Origin of the sequence: Phycicoccus sp. (genome assembly GCF_035325325.1) — a bacterium.
Classification (GTDB): Bacteria; Actinomycetota; Actinomycetes; order Actinomycetales; family Dermatophilaceae; genus Phycicoccus.
Genome location: NZ_DAOLAC010000006.1, coordinates 32,243 through 45,809 on the forward strand (window position 1 = coordinate 32,243; position 13,567 = coordinate 45,809).

16 protein-coding genes are annotated in these 13,567 nt (G+C 74.5%); 4 read left to right on the plus strand and 12 right to left on the minus strand.

The features are described from left to right. A partial coding sequence (locus tag PKA89_RS06160; protein ID WP_324417633.1) for an AMP-binding protein occupies positions 1-697 on the plus strand: 697 nt, incomplete at its 5' end. Positions 698-1,224: 527 nt separating this feature from the next. On the opposite strand, the gene PKA89_RS06165 is transcribed toward PKA89_RS06160, so the two are convergent. From PKA89_RS06165 to PKA89_RS06175, 3 genes are read right to left on the minus strand one after another with little or no spacing between them, the layout of a single operon-like run. Beyond that, positions 1,225-2,196 carry a DMT family transporter gene (locus tag PKA89_RS06165; RefSeq protein WP_324417635.1) on the minus strand — a complete coding sequence of 324 codons (972 nt, stop codon included), beginning with the start codon at positions 2,194-2,196 and terminating at the stop codon, positions 1,225-1,227. Continuing rightward, positions 2,196-3,215: a methionine synthase gene (locus PKA89_RS06170; RefSeq protein WP_324417637.1), complete on the minus strand. Its 1,020-nt coding sequence runs from the start codon at positions 3,213-3,215 to the stop codon at positions 2,196-2,198. The genes PKA89_RS06165 and PKA89_RS06170 overlap by 1 nt, the downstream gene beginning before the upstream one ends. Further along, positions 3,212-4,120: a DUF1272 domain-containing protein gene (locus tag PKA89_RS06175; protein WP_324417639.1), complete on the minus strand. Its 909-nt coding sequence runs from the start codon at positions 4,118-4,120 to the stop codon at positions 3,212-3,214. The genes PKA89_RS06170 and PKA89_RS06175 overlap by 4 nt, the downstream gene beginning before the upstream one ends. A 149-nt stretch (positions 4,121-4,269) precedes the next feature. Here PKA89_RS06175 and PKA89_RS06180 point away from each other — a divergent pair, with 149 nt between their 5' ends. Then, positions 4,270-4,491, plus strand: coding sequence for a hypothetical protein (locus PKA89_RS06180; protein WP_324417641.1), 222 nt, complete (start codon positions 4,270-4,272; stop codon positions 4,489-4,491). A gap of 49 nt (positions 4,492-4,540) precedes the next feature. Here PKA89_RS06180 and PKA89_RS06185 read toward each other — a convergent pair whose 3' ends face one another. Then, positions 4,541-5,515 (minus strand): pirin family protein, encoded by a 975-nt coding sequence (locus PKA89_RS06185; RefSeq protein ID WP_324417643.1) that lies wholly within the window; start codon positions 5,513-5,515, stop codon positions 4,541-4,543. Between the two features lie 111 nt (positions 5,516-5,626). On the opposite strand from PKA89_RS06185, the gene PKA89_RS06190 reads away from it, so the two are divergent. Continuing rightward, positions 5,627-5,818: a hypothetical protein gene (locus PKA89_RS06190; RefSeq protein WP_324417645.1), complete on the plus strand. Its 192-nt coding sequence runs from the start codon at positions 5,627-5,629 to the stop codon at positions 5,816-5,818. A 4-nt stretch (positions 5,819-5,822) separates the two neighbouring features. Here PKA89_RS06190 and PKA89_RS06195 read toward each other — a convergent pair whose 3' ends face one another. Genes PKA89_RS06195 through PKA89_RS06220 form a run of 6 tightly spaced genes read right to left on the minus strand, consistent with a single transcriptional unit; the run spans position 5,823 to position 10,703 of the window. Then, positions 5,823-6,176 (minus strand): TraR/DksA C4-type zinc finger protein, encoded by a 354-nt coding sequence (locus tag PKA89_RS06195; RefSeq protein ID WP_324417647.1) that lies wholly within the window; start codon positions 6,174-6,176, stop codon positions 5,823-5,825. Beyond that, positions 6,166-7,248 carry a tRNA 2-thiouridine(34) synthase MnmA gene (mnmA, locus tag PKA89_RS06200; protein WP_324417649.1) on the minus strand — a complete coding sequence of 361 codons (1,083 nt, stop codon included), beginning with the start codon at positions 7,246-7,248 and terminating at the stop codon, positions 6,166-6,168. Before mnmA ends, PKA89_RS06195 begins: the two co-directional genes overlap by 11 nt. Next, complete coding sequence (locus PKA89_RS06205) at positions 7,248-8,432, minus strand: cysteine desulfurase family protein (RefSeq protein WP_324417651.1); 1,185 nt, start codon at positions 8,430-8,432, stop codon at positions 7,248-7,250. The genes mnmA and PKA89_RS06205 overlap by 1 nt, the downstream gene beginning before the upstream one ends. A 46-nt stretch (positions 8,433-8,478) precedes the next feature. Next, positions 8,479-8,892 carry a VOC family protein gene (locus PKA89_RS06210; protein ID WP_324417653.1) on the minus strand — a complete coding sequence of 138 codons (414 nt, stop codon included), beginning with the start codon at positions 8,890-8,892 and terminating at the stop codon, positions 8,479-8,481. A gap of 23 nt (positions 8,893-8,915) precedes the next feature. Next, complete coding sequence (locus PKA89_RS06215) at positions 8,916-9,875, minus strand: electron transfer flavoprotein subunit alpha/FixB family protein (RefSeq protein WP_324417655.1); 960 nt, start codon at positions 9,873-9,875, stop codon at positions 8,916-8,918. A 36-nt stretch (positions 9,876-9,911) separates the two neighbouring features. Continuing rightward, positions 9,912-10,703 (minus strand): electron transfer flavoprotein subunit beta/FixA family protein, encoded by a 792-nt coding sequence (locus PKA89_RS06220; RefSeq protein ID WP_324417657.1) that lies wholly within the window; start codon positions 10,701-10,703, stop codon positions 9,912-9,914. A gap of 179 nt (positions 10,704-10,882) precedes the next feature. Between PKA89_RS06220 and PKA89_RS06225 the strand changes: the two genes are divergently transcribed. Continuing rightward, a complete protein-coding gene (locus PKA89_RS06225) occupies positions 10,883-12,178 on the plus strand; it encodes a DUF2254 domain-containing protein (RefSeq protein ID WP_324417659.1) in 1,296 nt (431 codons plus the stop codon). Positions 12,179-12,200: 22 nt separating this feature from the next. Here PKA89_RS06225 and PKA89_RS06230 read toward each other — a convergent pair whose 3' ends face one another. After that, the gene (locus tag PKA89_RS06230) at positions 12,201-12,980 is read right to left on the minus strand and encodes an enoyl-CoA hydratase-related protein (protein WP_324417661.1); all 780 of its coding nucleotides are present in this window, start codon (positions 12,978-12,980) and stop codon (positions 12,201-12,203) included. After that, positions 12,977-13,447, minus strand: a complete 471-nt coding sequence (locus tag PKA89_RS06235) for a YbjN domain-containing protein (RefSeq protein ID WP_324417663.1) — start codon at positions 13,445-13,447, stop codon at positions 12,977-12,979. The genes PKA89_RS06230 and PKA89_RS06235 overlap by 4 nt, the downstream gene beginning before the upstream one ends. Positions 13,448-13,567: the final 120 nt, after the last annotated feature.

Sequence of the window (13,567 nt, forward strand, 5' to 3'; positions counted from 1 at the left end):
GAGCAGCCTGCGCACCTGCGCCAGCGGCGGGTCGGCGATGCCGCTCGAGGTGATGAAGGCGTTCGAGGAGAAGTTCGGCTGCGTCATCCTCGAGGGCTACGGGCTCTCCGAGACCTCCCCGGTCGCGAGCTTCAACATGCCCGACAGGGAGCGCAAGCCCGGCACGATCGGCATCGCCATCCCCGGCTGCGAGATGCGCTGCGTCGACCTCGACGGGAACGAGGTGCCGGTCGGCGAGGTCGGCGAGATCGCGATCCGCGGCGACAACGTCATGAAGGGCTACTGGAACAAGCCCGATGCGACGGCGGAGGCCATCCCCGACGGCTGGTTCCGCACCGGCGACCTCGCGACGATGGACGCCGAGGGCTACTTCACGATCGTCGACCGCAAGAAGGACATGATCCTGCGCGGCGGGATGAACGTGTACCCCCGGGAGGTCGAGGAGGTCGTCTACCAGCACCCGGACGTCCTCGAGGTCGCCGTCGTCGGGATGCCGGACGACCTCCTCGGCGAGCAGGTCGGGGCCGCCGTCGCGCTGCGCGAGGGCTCGAGCGCGACCCCGGAGGACATCATCGCGTTCACCAAGGAGCGGATCGCCGCCTACAAGTACCCGCGCCGGGTCTGGGTCGTCGACGCGCTGCCGAAGGGGCCGACCGGCAAGATCCTGCGGCGCGAGGTCCACGCCCCGGCGGAGTGAGCGCCGCGAAGGACGGACTCGGGCGCGTGCGGGCGGACGAGTGGGACGAGCACGGCCCGGTCGAGGAGGAGGTCCGGGCCGCCGACCTCTGGCGTGCCACCGGCGTCGGGCTGTGCATCGTGTGGGGCGTCTCGCTGTGCCTCGTGGTCGGCTGGGTCGTCCGGATCACCGTCGACCCGGCGCCCGGCGACCCCCCGGGGTTCGTCCGCCTCCTGCTCACCCCGGTCGCGCTGCTCTGCGTCGGCTTCACCGTGTGGCTCGCGGTCGCGGGCTGGCGGATCCACCACCGGCGCACCGCCGCCTGGGACGCGGTCGTCGTCGTCGGCGCGCTCGGGCTCGTCACCGGGGTGTTCGTCGCGGCCCCGTGGGGCACGGCCGGCGGACCGAGCGCGGGCCCGAGCCCGGCGTCGCTCGGGCTCGTCGTGCTCGGACTGATGTCGGTCGTCGCCGGGCTGCTCGCGCAGCGGTCGTGGCGCCGGGCGGCTCGGGCCATCGAGGAGCTCCACCCCCACGAGGGCCCCGGCGGCTCAGACCCGGGCGGCGCGCTCCCGGGCGCGGGTGACGACGGCTTCTGGGGAGCGGGGGCTGCGGTTGACGACCCAGGCCGCCGCGAGGACGACGGCGAACCCGACGAGCTGCCAGGTGCCGAGCCGCTCCCCGAGGACGAGGACGCCGAGGAGCACCGAGACGACCGGGATGAGGTAGGTGATCGTCGAGCCGACGACCGGGCCGGCGCCGCGGACGACGTCGAACTGGAGGACGTAGGCGAAGCCGGTCCCGACGACGCCGAGGGCGAGCACGCACGCGAGCGGTAGCCACCCGGGGACGTCGCCCGCGGCGCGGTGGGCGACGAGCGCGCCGAGACCGTCGGCCCGGGTGGCCGCCCACCCGAGCGAGACCGGGACCATGAGCCCGAGCCCGGTGAGCAGCGTGGCGGCCGGCATGGCCAGCCCGCCGAGGTCGGCGCCGGCGAGGAAGCGGCGGTTGTAGGTCCAGCCGACCCCGTAGCTCGCGCCGCCACCGAGCGCCATCGCGAACCCGACGAGGTCCGGGCCCTCGGCGGAGGTCCACGGCTGCATGATCGTCACCACACCGACGAAGCCGACGCCGACCGCGACGAGCCGCCGCCCGGTGACCCGGGCCCCGGGAAGGATGGCGAGGGTCGCGAGCACCGTGGCGATGGGGGTGGCGGCGTTGCCGATGCCGGCGAGCGCCGAGGTGATCCGGGTCTCGGACAGCGCGAAGAGCGTGAACGGCAGGGCGGCCAGGAGGAAGCCGCAGACGAGGAGGTGGCCCCAGACCCGGCGCCCGGTGGGCAGCCGCCCGCCGCCGGCGAGGAGGAGTCCGGTGACGACGACCGCGCCGGCGAGGATGCGCAGCCCGGAGATCTGGACCGGGTCGAGGGACTCGAGGCCGACCTTCATGAGGAGGAAGCTCGACCCCCAGATGAGGACGAGCGCGACGAACTTGACCTGCCAGGGCACCCGCGGCTGGACCATCAGGACTCCGTCTCCTCGGCGACTCGGCGCGCGGTCTCGAGCGCCGTCCGGAGAACGTCGCGGGCCCCCTCCGGTGTGAGCCCGGCCAGGCCGCAGGTGGGGGTGACGACGAGGCCGGGGACGGCGGCGGGGTCGAGCCCGGCCCGCTCCAGGCCGTCGAGGAGGGTCCGGGCGGCCGCGGCGCCGGTCGTCGAGCCGTCGGTCGCGAGCACCCCGGCGTACAGGCCGACCCCCGCCTCGGCGCTCGCGGCGACCGACTCCCAGCGGGCCGGCGAGGCAGCCGTGAGGTCGAGCGCGAGCGCGCCGGCGCCCACGGAGCGCAGCAGCGGGATGGGGGCCCGCGGGTGGCAGGAGTGGAGGACGGTCGGCCCGTCGTGCGCCGCGAGGACGTCGCGCAACCCATCGGCGACCACCTGCCGGTCGACGGCCCGGACCCGGCCGTACCCGGAGGCGGTCGGCAGCGCTCCCTCGAGGACGGCGCTCAGGGACGGCTCGTCGAGCTGGAGCACGACGTCGGCGCCGGGCACGAGGCGGCGCACGTCGGCGACGTGGGCGCGGATCCCCTCGGCGAGCGAGGCGACGAGGTCGGCGGCGGCCCCGGGGTCGGTGACGACCCGCTCGCCGCGGGTGAGCTCGAGGGTGGCGGCGAGGGTCCACGGCCCGCAGACCTGGACCTTGAGCGGACCGGCGTACCCGTCGTAGGCCTCGGCGAGCTCGTCGAGGTCCTCGCGCAGCAGCGCCGCGGTGCGCCCGGCGTCCCGGCCCGGGCGGTCGACGAGGCGCCACCCGCTCGGCTGGAGGTCGACGGGCAGGTCGACGAGGATCCCCGCGGCCCGCCCGACCAGGTCGGCGCCGGGCCCCCGCCCCGGGGTCTCCGGGAGGAACGGGAGCCCGAGGCCGTCACCGCCGCCGTCGAGGAGCAGGTCGCGGACGGTCCGCACCGCCTCACCGGCGGAGGTGCCCGGCCACGACCCGATCCCGGTCGCGCGCACCCCGACCGGCTCCGCCGCGGCACTCACCGGCCCCACCGCGTGACGAGACCGCGGACGGAGGCCGGCACCTCGGCCGCGGTCGACAGGGCGTGGGGGGACGGCTCCGGGTCGCCGGCGACCGTGCGCAGGGGGACGACGCCGGTCCACGCGGTCGTCTCCTCGTCGGGGTCGCCCGGGCCGCCGGAGCGGGCCTTGAGGACCCACCGCCCGTCGGTGATCGGCAGGGCCATCGCGAGGGTCGCGACCTGCTCGCGTCGCGTCATCGGCCGCACCTCGGTGGTCCGTCCGGGCAGCAGCCGCTCGGAGAGCACCTCGAGGGCGCGCTCGCGGTCGGCGTCGCCGAGGGTGACCAGCTCGCCGTGGACGACCGCCGAGCGGTAGTTCGCCGAGGACTCGAAGGTCGTGTGCGCGACGACCAGCCCGTCGACCGAGACGACGGTGAGCGCCGCGGGGGCGCCCGCCGCGACCTGGCGGAGGGCGCCGGCACCTGTCGAGCCGTGGAGGAGGATGCGGTCGCCGTCGCGGGCGAAGAGCATCGGGACCACCCACGGCCGGCCGTCGACGACCGTCGAGAGCGTCCCGGCCAGCACCTCGTCGAGGAGGGCGTCGAGGGCGGCGCGGTCGGCCGTGGCCCGTTCCGGTTTGCGGGTCAGCCGCTCGGTGGCCGGTGCCGCGCCCCCGCCGTACCCGCGGCCGGGGCAGGGCTCGTCGCGGACGACCCGCTCGGTGGAGGCCGGTGCGCGCCGCAGCGCATCGCCGACCCGCGTGGGCCGCGGCATGAACTCCCCTCCGCAGTTCGGGCACACGCGGCCGAGGTGCTCCGCGCAGCCGGTACAGAAGGTGCACTCGAAGGAGCAGATCACGGCGCCGACGGCATCCGCGGGCAGGTCGAGGTCACAGCACTCGCAGGAGGGGCGTAGGGCGAGGGTCACGGGGTCATCATCGCGCCTCCCACCGACGGTGGACGACCCGTCCACATCACTGCGTCACGCTCGCGCTCGCGGGCGCTGTGGCCCTGGCCCGGCACGGCGAGGTGGCGGCCTCCGACGAAGGGTGAGCCGGTCACCATAGGCTGGCCGACGTGCCGGCACCCGAGGGCTTCGCGTACCGCCGCCGCGGCGAGGAGGTCGTCATCTCCCACGGCGGGCGGGTGGCCACCGTGCTCCGCGGCACGCGGGCGCGCGACTTCCTCGACGACGTCGAGCGCACGGACCCCCAGGAGCTCATGACCCGGGTCACCGGCGACTACCGCCGGGGCAACGAGCGGCAGGCCCGGCAGCACCCGCGCAACCGCGGCCGCTGACGACGCCGCCCCCGCCACCTGGCCGGTGGCGGGGGCGGCGTGGTCGGGGTCAGAGGACGTCGTGGCCAGGGTGCGGCTCGGTCGGGATGGTGCCGAGCCGGCCCGCCTGGAAGTCCTCGAACGCCTGCACCAGCTCGGCGCGGGTGTTCATGACGAACGGGCCGTAGGCCGCGACGGGCTCGCGGATCGGGCGGCCGCCGAGGATGTACAGGTCGAGGCTCGGGCTGCGCGACTCCTGGCTCTCGTCGGCACCCACCTCGACGACGTCACCGCCGCCGAGCACCGCGAGCTGGCCCATCCGCAGCGGACGACGGTCGGGACCGACCGAGCCCTTGCCGCCCAGCGCGTACACGAGCGCGTTGTACTCCGGGTTCCACGGGAGCCGCACCCGCGCCCCCGGCGCCACGGTGACGTGCAGCGCGACGATCGGGGTGTGCGTGATGCCCGGCCCCTGGTGGCCGTCGAGCTCGCCGGCGATGACGCGCACCAGCGCCCCGCCGTCCGGGCTCGAGAGCAGGGCGACGTCGCCGCCGCGGATGTCCTGGTAGCGCGGGGGCGACATCTTCTGCGCCTTCGGCAGGTTGACCCACAGCTGGAGGCCGTGGAAGAGACCGCCGCTGACGACCAGCTCCTCCGGCGGCACCTCGATGTGCAGCAGGCCGGAGCCCGCCGTCATCCACTGCGTGTCGCCGTTGGTAATGACGCCACCGCCACCGTTGCTGTCGCGGTGCACGAAGGTGCCGTCGATGATGTAGGTGACGGTCTCGAAGCCGCGGTGCGGGTGCCACGCGGTGCCCTTCGGCTCGCCCGGCGCGTACTCGACCTCGCCCATCTGGTCCATGTGGATGAACGGGTCGAGGGCGGCGAGGTCGACGCCGGCGAACGCGCGGCGCACCGGGAAGCCCTCCCCCTCGTAGCCCTGGGGTGCGGTCGTCACCGAGCGCACGGGGCGGGAGACCGCCGTCGCGACGGGCTCGGAGACCCTCGGCAGGGTCAGGATGTTCTCGACGGTCACGGCCGGCATGTCACTCACGCTCCTCGTGGTCATCCTCCGGGTGGAGGCTCGCCCCGTCCAACAGTAGTTGACAGTTCAACTATTCCTTGTCCCGGCTCACCCCACGGCTAGCCTTCGAGCATGAGCCGTCCGGTCTCCGTGGTCATCGGTGTCGTCCTCGTCCTCCTCGGCCTCCTGTGGATGCTCCAGGGCCTCGGCTACGTCGGTGGCAGCCCGATGACCGGGGTCACCTTCTGGGCCGTCGTGGGGCCGCTCGTCTCCTTCGCGGGCCTCGCCCTGGCGATCCTCGGCGGCCGCCGGCGTAGCGGGTGACCCGTCACCCGGCGTGCCGCACACAGGTGCGGGCGGTCGGCCGCGCCTCGAGCCGGCCGTCGGGGATCGGCTCGCCGCACACCGTGCAGAGGCCGTAGCGCCCCTCCTCGACCCGGACCAGCGCGGCGTCGAGCTCGCCGAGGTGCGCCCGCAGCCCCGCGGTGAGCGCCGCGAGCTGCGAGCGCTCGTACGCGATGGTCTGGCCCTCGGGGTCGTGCTCGTCGTCGGCGTTGGAGTCCACCGACGCCGCGACGAGCCGGGCCATGTCGTCCTCCATCCCCGCGAGCCGGTCGAGCAGGGCCGCGCGGTCGGCGACCAGCCGCCCCCGCGGGTCGGGCCCGTCGGGGTCAGGCGGCACGGGAGGTGGCCGTGATGGTCGCCGAGCCGACGACGCGGGTGCCGTCGTAGAGGACCACCGACTGCCCCGGAGCGACCCCACGCACCCGCTCGGCCAGTCGCACCCGGACCGCGTCACCGTCGACCAGGGCGCGGGCGCCCACCTCGGCCCCGTGGGCGCGCACCTGGGCTCCGACCGCGACCTCGCCCTCCGGGGCCGGTCCGCACCAGCGCAGGTGCGCGCCGTCGACCACGTCGACCCCGAGCAGGTCGGAGGTGCCGACGAGCACGCGGTTGCGGGGCGCGTCGACCTCGACGACGTAGCGCGGCTCGCCGTCCAGGCGCGAGCGGTCGATGCCGAGCCCGCGCCTCTGCCCGACCGTGAAGCCGTGGGCGCCGGCGTGCTCGCCGACCACCTCGCCGGAGATCGCGTCGACGAGCTCGCCGGGGCGCTCGCCGAGCCGTCGGGACAGCCAGGCCCGGGTGTCGCCGTCCGGGACGAAGCAGATGTCGTGGCTGTCCGGCTTCCGCGCGACCGAGAAGCCGCGGGCGGCCGCCTCCTCGCGGACCTGCGGCTTGGTGAGGTCGCCGAGCGGGAAGAAGGCCCGGGCCAGCTGGTCGGCGTCGAGCACGCCGAGGACGTAGGACTGGTCCTTCGCGACGTCGGCCGCTCGGTGCAGCTCGCGCCCGGTGGCCCCCTCGACGACTCGTGCGTAGTGCCCGGTGGCGACCGCGTCGAAGCCGAGCGCGACCGCCTTGTCGAGCAGCCCGGCGAACTTGATCTTCTCGTTGCAGCGCAGGCACGGGTTCGGGGTGCGGCCGGCCGCGTACTCGGCGACGAAGTCCTCGACGACGTCGCGCTCGAAGCGGGCGGCGAGGTCCCACACGTAGAACGGGATGCCGAGCCGGTCGGCGACGCGGCGCGCGTCGCCGGCGTCCTCGATCGTGCAGCACCCGCGGGCCGACTCGCGCAGGGTCGCGGCGCTGCGCGAGAGCGCGAGGTGGACGCCGACGACCTCGTGCCCGGCGTCGAGCATCCGGGCCGCCGCGACCGCGGAGTCGACCCCACCGGACATCGCGGCGACGACGCGCATCAGAGGAGCCCCCCGGCCCTCCGGGCGCGCTCGACGACCCCGGGCAGGGCGGCGAGGAAGGCGTCGACGTCGGCGTCGGTCGAGGTGTGGCCCAGCGAGAGGCGCAGCGCACCACGGGCGTCGGCCTCGGGGTATCCCATGGCCAGCAGGACGTGGCTCGGCTGCGGCACCCCGGCCTGGCAGGCCGAGCCCGTGCTGCACTCGACGCCGGCGGCGTCGAGGAGGTAGAGGAGCGAGTCGCCCTCGCACCCGGGGACGAGCAGGTGGGCGTTGCCGGGCAGCCGCCCGGTACCGTCGCCGGGACGCCAGCACCCGCTGACCGTGATGCCGAGGTCGAGGCCGAGGGCCCCCTCGACGAGCCGGTCGCGCAGCCCGAGGACCCGCTTGGCCTCGACGTCCCGCGTGCCGACCGTCTCCTCGAGCGCGACGGCGAACGCGTGGATCGCCGGCACGTCGAGGGTGCCGCTGCGCACCTGCCGCTCCTGGCCACCGCCGTGCAGCTGGGGCACGAGGACGGCGTCCCGGCGGGCGACGAGCGCGCCGACCCCGAGCGGCCCGCCGAGCTTGTGCGCCGTCACCGTCATGAGGTCGGCGCCGGACTCCTCGAAGCGCACGGGGAGGTGCGCGACGGCCTGGACCGCGTCGGTGTGGAAGGGCACCCCGTGCTCGCGGGCCACGGCGGCGAGCTCGGCGACCGCCTGGACGGTGCCGACCTCGTTGTTGGCCCACATGACCGAGACGACCGCGGCGTCGTCCGCGTGCTCGGCGAGGACCGCGCGCAGGTCGTCGACGGCGAGGTGGCCGCACCGGTCGGGCTCCAGCCACGAGACGGTGGCGCCCCGGTGCTCGACGAGGAACTCGACGGGGTCGAGGACGGCGTGGTGCTCGATGGCGCTCGTGACGACCCGGGTTCGCCGGGGGTCGGCGTCGCGGCGGGCGGCCCAGGTGCCCTTGACCGCGAGGTTGTCGGACTCGGTGCCGCCGGAGGTGAAGACGACCTCGGAGGGCCGGCAGCCGAGCGCCGCGGCGATCCGCTCGCGGGACTCCTCGACCGTCTTGCGGGCCGCGCGGCCGGCGGTGTGCAGCGAGGAGGCGTTGCCGACCCGGCCGGCCGACTCGACGAACGCCTCGACTGCGGCGGGGAGCATCGGCGTGGTCGCCGCGTGGTCGAGGTAATGCGTCACGAGGGTCGAGTCTACGTTTCGCACCGGGTCCGACCGGCGCCCGGCGTCAGCCCGGGAAGAGGCAGAACGGATGACCCGAGGGGTCGGCGAGGACGTAGAGCGGTTCGTCGGGGTCGTCGGTGCGGTCGAGCAGCAGCCGGGCCCCGAGCGCCTCGGCCCGGGACCGCTGCCGCTCGAGGTCGTCGCGGTCGTCGACGAGGAGGTCGAGGTGCAGCTGCATCGGCACCTCGTGGTCCGGCCACGTCGTCGGGGTCAGCTCCTCGACCTCCTGGAAGGCGAGCCGCCGCGTGCCGTCGGCCTCGGTGAGGACCAGCCAGTCGGCGTCGTCGGGCTCGCCGTCGGCCGGCGGCTCGTCGCCCGGACGGTAGACGAGGCCGAGCAGCTCGCGCCAGAACTCGGCGCTGCCCCGGACGTCGGTGGTGTCGAGGACGGTGTGCAGCAGCCGTGGCGATTGCCCCATCGGCCGACCGTACCGCCCCGCCGTCAGCCCTTGCGCTTCCTGACCTCGGACGTCGCCTGCGGCAGGACCGAGAAGAGGTCGCCGACGACGCCGAAGTCGACGAGCTCGAAGATCGGCGCCTCCTCGTCCTTGTTGACGGCGACGATGGTCTTCGAGGTCTGCATGCCGGCCCGGTGCTGGATCGCGCCGGAGATGCCGGCCGCGACGTAGAGCTGCGGCGAGACCTGCTTGCCGGTCTGGCCGACCTGGTTGCTGTGCGGGTACCAGCCGGCGTCGACCGCCGCGCGGCTCGCGCCGACGGCGGCGCCGAGCGAGTCGGCGAACTCCTCGACCGGACCGAAGTCGCCGCCGGTGCCGCGGCCGCCGGAGACGACGATCGCGGCCTCGGTGAGCTCGGGGCGGCCGGTGGCCTTCTTCGGCTGGGAGTCGGTGATCCGGGCGGCCTTCGCGGCCTCGCTGACGCTCACCTCGACGGGCTCGAGCGCGGCGTCCTCCGGGGCCGCCTCGATGGAGGCCGAGTTCGGCTTGACGCAGATGATCGGGGTGCCCGTCGTCACCTTCGCCGTCACCGTGTACGAGCCGGCGAACACCGACTGCGTGGTCTCGGGGGTGCCGTCGTCGCCGGCGCGGACGTCGACGGCGTCGGTGATCATCCCGGAGCCGGTCTTGATGGCGAGGCGCGCGGCGATCTCCTTGCCCGCGGCATTGCTCGGGATGAGCACCGCTGCGGGAGAGACCTTCTCGATGATCGCCGCGAGGATCTCCGCCTGCGGCGCGACGAGGTAGGACGCGGCGTCGGCGTCGTCGACGACGTACACCTTGTGCGCGCCGTACTTCGCGTAGGTCTTCTGGGCGGTCGCGGCGCCGGGACCCACGTGCACCGCGGACGGCTCGCCGAGACGGCGGGCGAGGGTCAGCAGCTCGGCGGTCGCCTTGCGCAGGCGACCACCGGCGTGGTCGGCGAGGACGAGGACTTCAGCCATGGTGTGTGTGCTCCTGGTCTGCTGGGGCGGCCGCGGTCAGAGGAACTTCTGGGCGCTGAGGAACTCGGCGAGCTTCGTGCCGCCGTCTCCCTCGTCGGTGACGATCTGGCCCTGCTCGCGCGGCGGACGCTTGGCGAACGCGACGACCGAGGTCCAGGCGGCCTCGAGGCCCACGTCCGACGCGTCGACACCGAGGTCGGCGAGCGACCACGTCTCGACCGGCTTCTTCTTGGCGGCCATGATCCCCTTGAACGAGGGGTAGCGCGGCTCGTTGATCTGGTCGGTGACCGAGACGAGCGCCGGCAGGGACGCCTCGATGGTCTCGGAGGCGGTGTCGCCGTCGCGGCGGATGGTCACGCTGCCGTCGCCGACGGTGAGCTCGGAGGCGTAGGTGACCTGCGGGAGGCCGAGCCGCTCGGCGAGCATCGCCGGGACGACCCCCATGACGCCGTCGGTCGAGGACATCCCGGTGAGGACGAGCTCCGGGCTGCCGTCGGTGACCTTCTCGACGGCCTTGGCGAGGACGAGCGAGGTGCCGACGGCGTCCGAGCCGTGGATGGCGTCGTCCTGGACGTGGACGGCCTTATCGGCGCCCATCTGGAGGGCCTTCTTGATGGCGTCCGCGGCGGCCTCGGGACCGACCGTGACGACGGTGACCTCGCCCTCGCCGGCGGCCTCGACGATCTTGAGGGCCTCCTCGACGGCGTACTCGTCGAGCTCGGAGAGCAGGCCGTCGGCGGCCGCCCGGTCGACGGTGTTGTCGGACTCCTGGAACGTCCGCTCGGACTGCGCGTCCGGGACGTACTTGACGCAGACGACGATGTTCATCCGTCCCTCGTCCTCTTCCTGTCGCTTGGGTGGTCACGCGCACGGGGGTGCCCGGCGCACGTGCCGACCATCCTCTCAGCCGGTGAGCGCTCGTTCACCACCGAGGCGGCGTGACGGTCACCACCCCGCCCGAGGGGAACACCGCGGTGACGCGGCACGGGTCTGTCAGGATCGGACCCGTGAGCAGCGAGGACGCGGTCGGACCGGGATCGGTGCGGCGCACCGTCGGGCCGTTGGGCGACCCCGAGACGGTCGGCTGGTGGGAGGCCCTCTGGCGCCCGTTCTGGGTGCTGCCGGCCGTCGTCGTGGCGCTCTCGGTGCTGGCCGGTGTCCTGCTCCCCCTCGTCGACGAGCACCTCCTCGGCGACGTCGACTACCTCTTCGGGGGGAACGCCGACTCCGCGCGCAGCCTCCTCGGCACGATCGCCAGCGCGATGATCTCGGTGACCGGGCTGGTGTTCTCGATCACGATGGTCGTCATGCAGCTGGCGAGCAGCCAGTTCACCCCGCGCCTGCTCTCCGGGTTCCTCGGCAGCCGCGTCGTGCAGGTCACCCTCGGGGTCTTCATCTCCTCGTTCGTCTTCGCGCTCATGGTGCTGCGCGACGTGCGGGCCGGAGGCAGCCCCTTCGTCCCCCAGCTGTCGGTGACGGCGGCCTTCGGTCTCGTCCTCGCGAGCGTCGCCCTCTTCCTCGCCTTCATCCACCACATCACCGACTCGATCCGGGTCGACCAGGTCATCGACCGGATCGCCGCGCACACCGTCCGCTCCCTCGAGCGCGGCTCGGCGGCCGAGTGGGACGACACCTCCGCGGTGCCGCCGTCGTGGGCGCAGCAGCCCGGGCCGACGCTCACCGTGACGACCGGCGAGCGGCACGGGGTCGTCCAGCGCGTCCACTACACCGGTCTCGTCGAGTGTGCCGAACGGGCCGGGGTGGTCGTCGAGCTGCTGACCCGCGCCGGCGAGGTCCGTCACCGCGGCCAGCCGCTCGCGATCGTCCACGGCGCGCACGCCGGCGACGACGTCGCCGAGGCGGTCCGCGACGCCGTCGGCCTCGGTCGCGAACGCACGCTCCAGCAGGACCCCGAGTTCGGGCTGCGGCAGCTCGTCGACATCGCCGAGCGGGCACTGTCCCCCGGGGTCAACGACCCGACGACGGCCGTGCAGGTGCTCGACGAGCTGCACCGCGTCCTGCGGGTCGCCGCCCTGCGCCCGGACCGGTCGGCATACCTCGTCGACGGCCGGGGCACGGTCCGCGTCCTCGACCGCCCCCCGACCTTCGCCGGGATGCTCGACCTCGCCCTCGACGAGGTGGCGCACTACGGCGCGGACGGCCTCCAGGTGCCCGCCCGCATCGACGCGCTCCTGCAGGACCTCGAGCTCATGGCGCGCCCGGAGCACGCCGCGACCGTCGTGGCCAAGCGGGCCGACCTGCGGGCCCGGCACGGCGGGCGGCACGCGGGCACGGACGGCTGAGGCCGGGCGTCCGGGACCACGCTCAGGCGCCCTCGAACGGCGCCGGGCCCTTGCCCTTCTCGACGAAGTGACGCATGCCGGTGGCGCGGTCCTGCGTCGCGAAGAGCCCGGCGAAGAGGGTGCGCTCGATCTCCAGGCCCGTCTCGAGGTCGACCTCCAGGCCCCGGTCGATGGCCTCCTTCGCCGCGCGCAGGGCGTAGGCCGGGCCGCCGACGTACCGGGCGACGAGCGCGCGGGCGGTCTCGTACACCTCGGCCGCGGGGACGACCCGGTCGGCGAGACCGATGGCCAGGGCCTCCTCGGCGTCGACGAACCGGCCGGAGAGGACGAGGTCCTTGGCCCGGGCCGGACCGACGAGGCGGGCGAGGCGCTGGGGGCCGCCGGCGCCGGGGATGATGCCGAGGTTGATCTCGGGCTGGCCGAGCTTCGCGTCGTCGGCGACGACCCGCCAGTCGCAGGCCAGCGCGACCTCGCAGCCGCCCCCGAGCGCGTAGCCGGTGATCGCGGCGACGGTCGGCTTGGGCAGGCCGGCGAGCGCCTTCGTGAAGTCCTGGAGCAGCGCGGAGTGGTCGACCATGTCGGTGTACGACATCGTCTCCATCTCCTTGATGTCGGCGCCCGCGGCGAACACCTTCTCGCCGCCGTGGACGACGACGGCCGCGACGTCGCGCCGCTCGGCCGCCTCGCGGCAGGCCGCGACGAGCCCGTGCTGGATCTCGGCGTTGAGCGCGTTCATCGGCGGGCGGTCGATCCGGATCGTGCCGATGCCGCCCTCGACCTCGAGGCGGACGAGGTCGGTCACTGCCCGTCCTCCAGCGGCTGGCCGGTCTCCGGGTCGATGCCGAGCATCCGCTGGTGCCAGAGGTGCACGGCGGAGAGGACGACCTGGATGGAGACCTGGGTGAGGACCGAGAGGTCGGCGCCCGCGGTGACGACGTGCTCGCCGGTGACGACGAGCGTCGTGCCCGCGATGCCCGTCTTCACGTGGTTCATGTGCAGGTTGATCTCGTTGCACGTCTCGTGCAGCTTGAGCCGGTCGGCGACGAGCTCGTCCTGGATCTGCCACTGCCCGAACAGCCGCATGATCTCGACGTCGCCCTCGGTGCAGCGGACGAAGAGCTGCTGGTCGTTGACGGTGAAGGCGACGTCGCCGTCGCCGTCGATGTTCGGCCCGAGCCCGAGGTCGACGAGGACGTCGAGGACCCGGCCCCGCAGCGGGTGCTCGTCCGGGGGCGGCGGGAAGTTGGGCAGCGAGGTGGGGTCGGTCATGGCACCACCGTAGCCACCGGCGGCGAGGCCCCGGCCGGGGCGGGGTGGGACGGGCCGGGAGTCCCGCGGTGCCTGGATGGCCGAAATGGCGGATCCAGTAGTACATTGCCGGGAGACCTG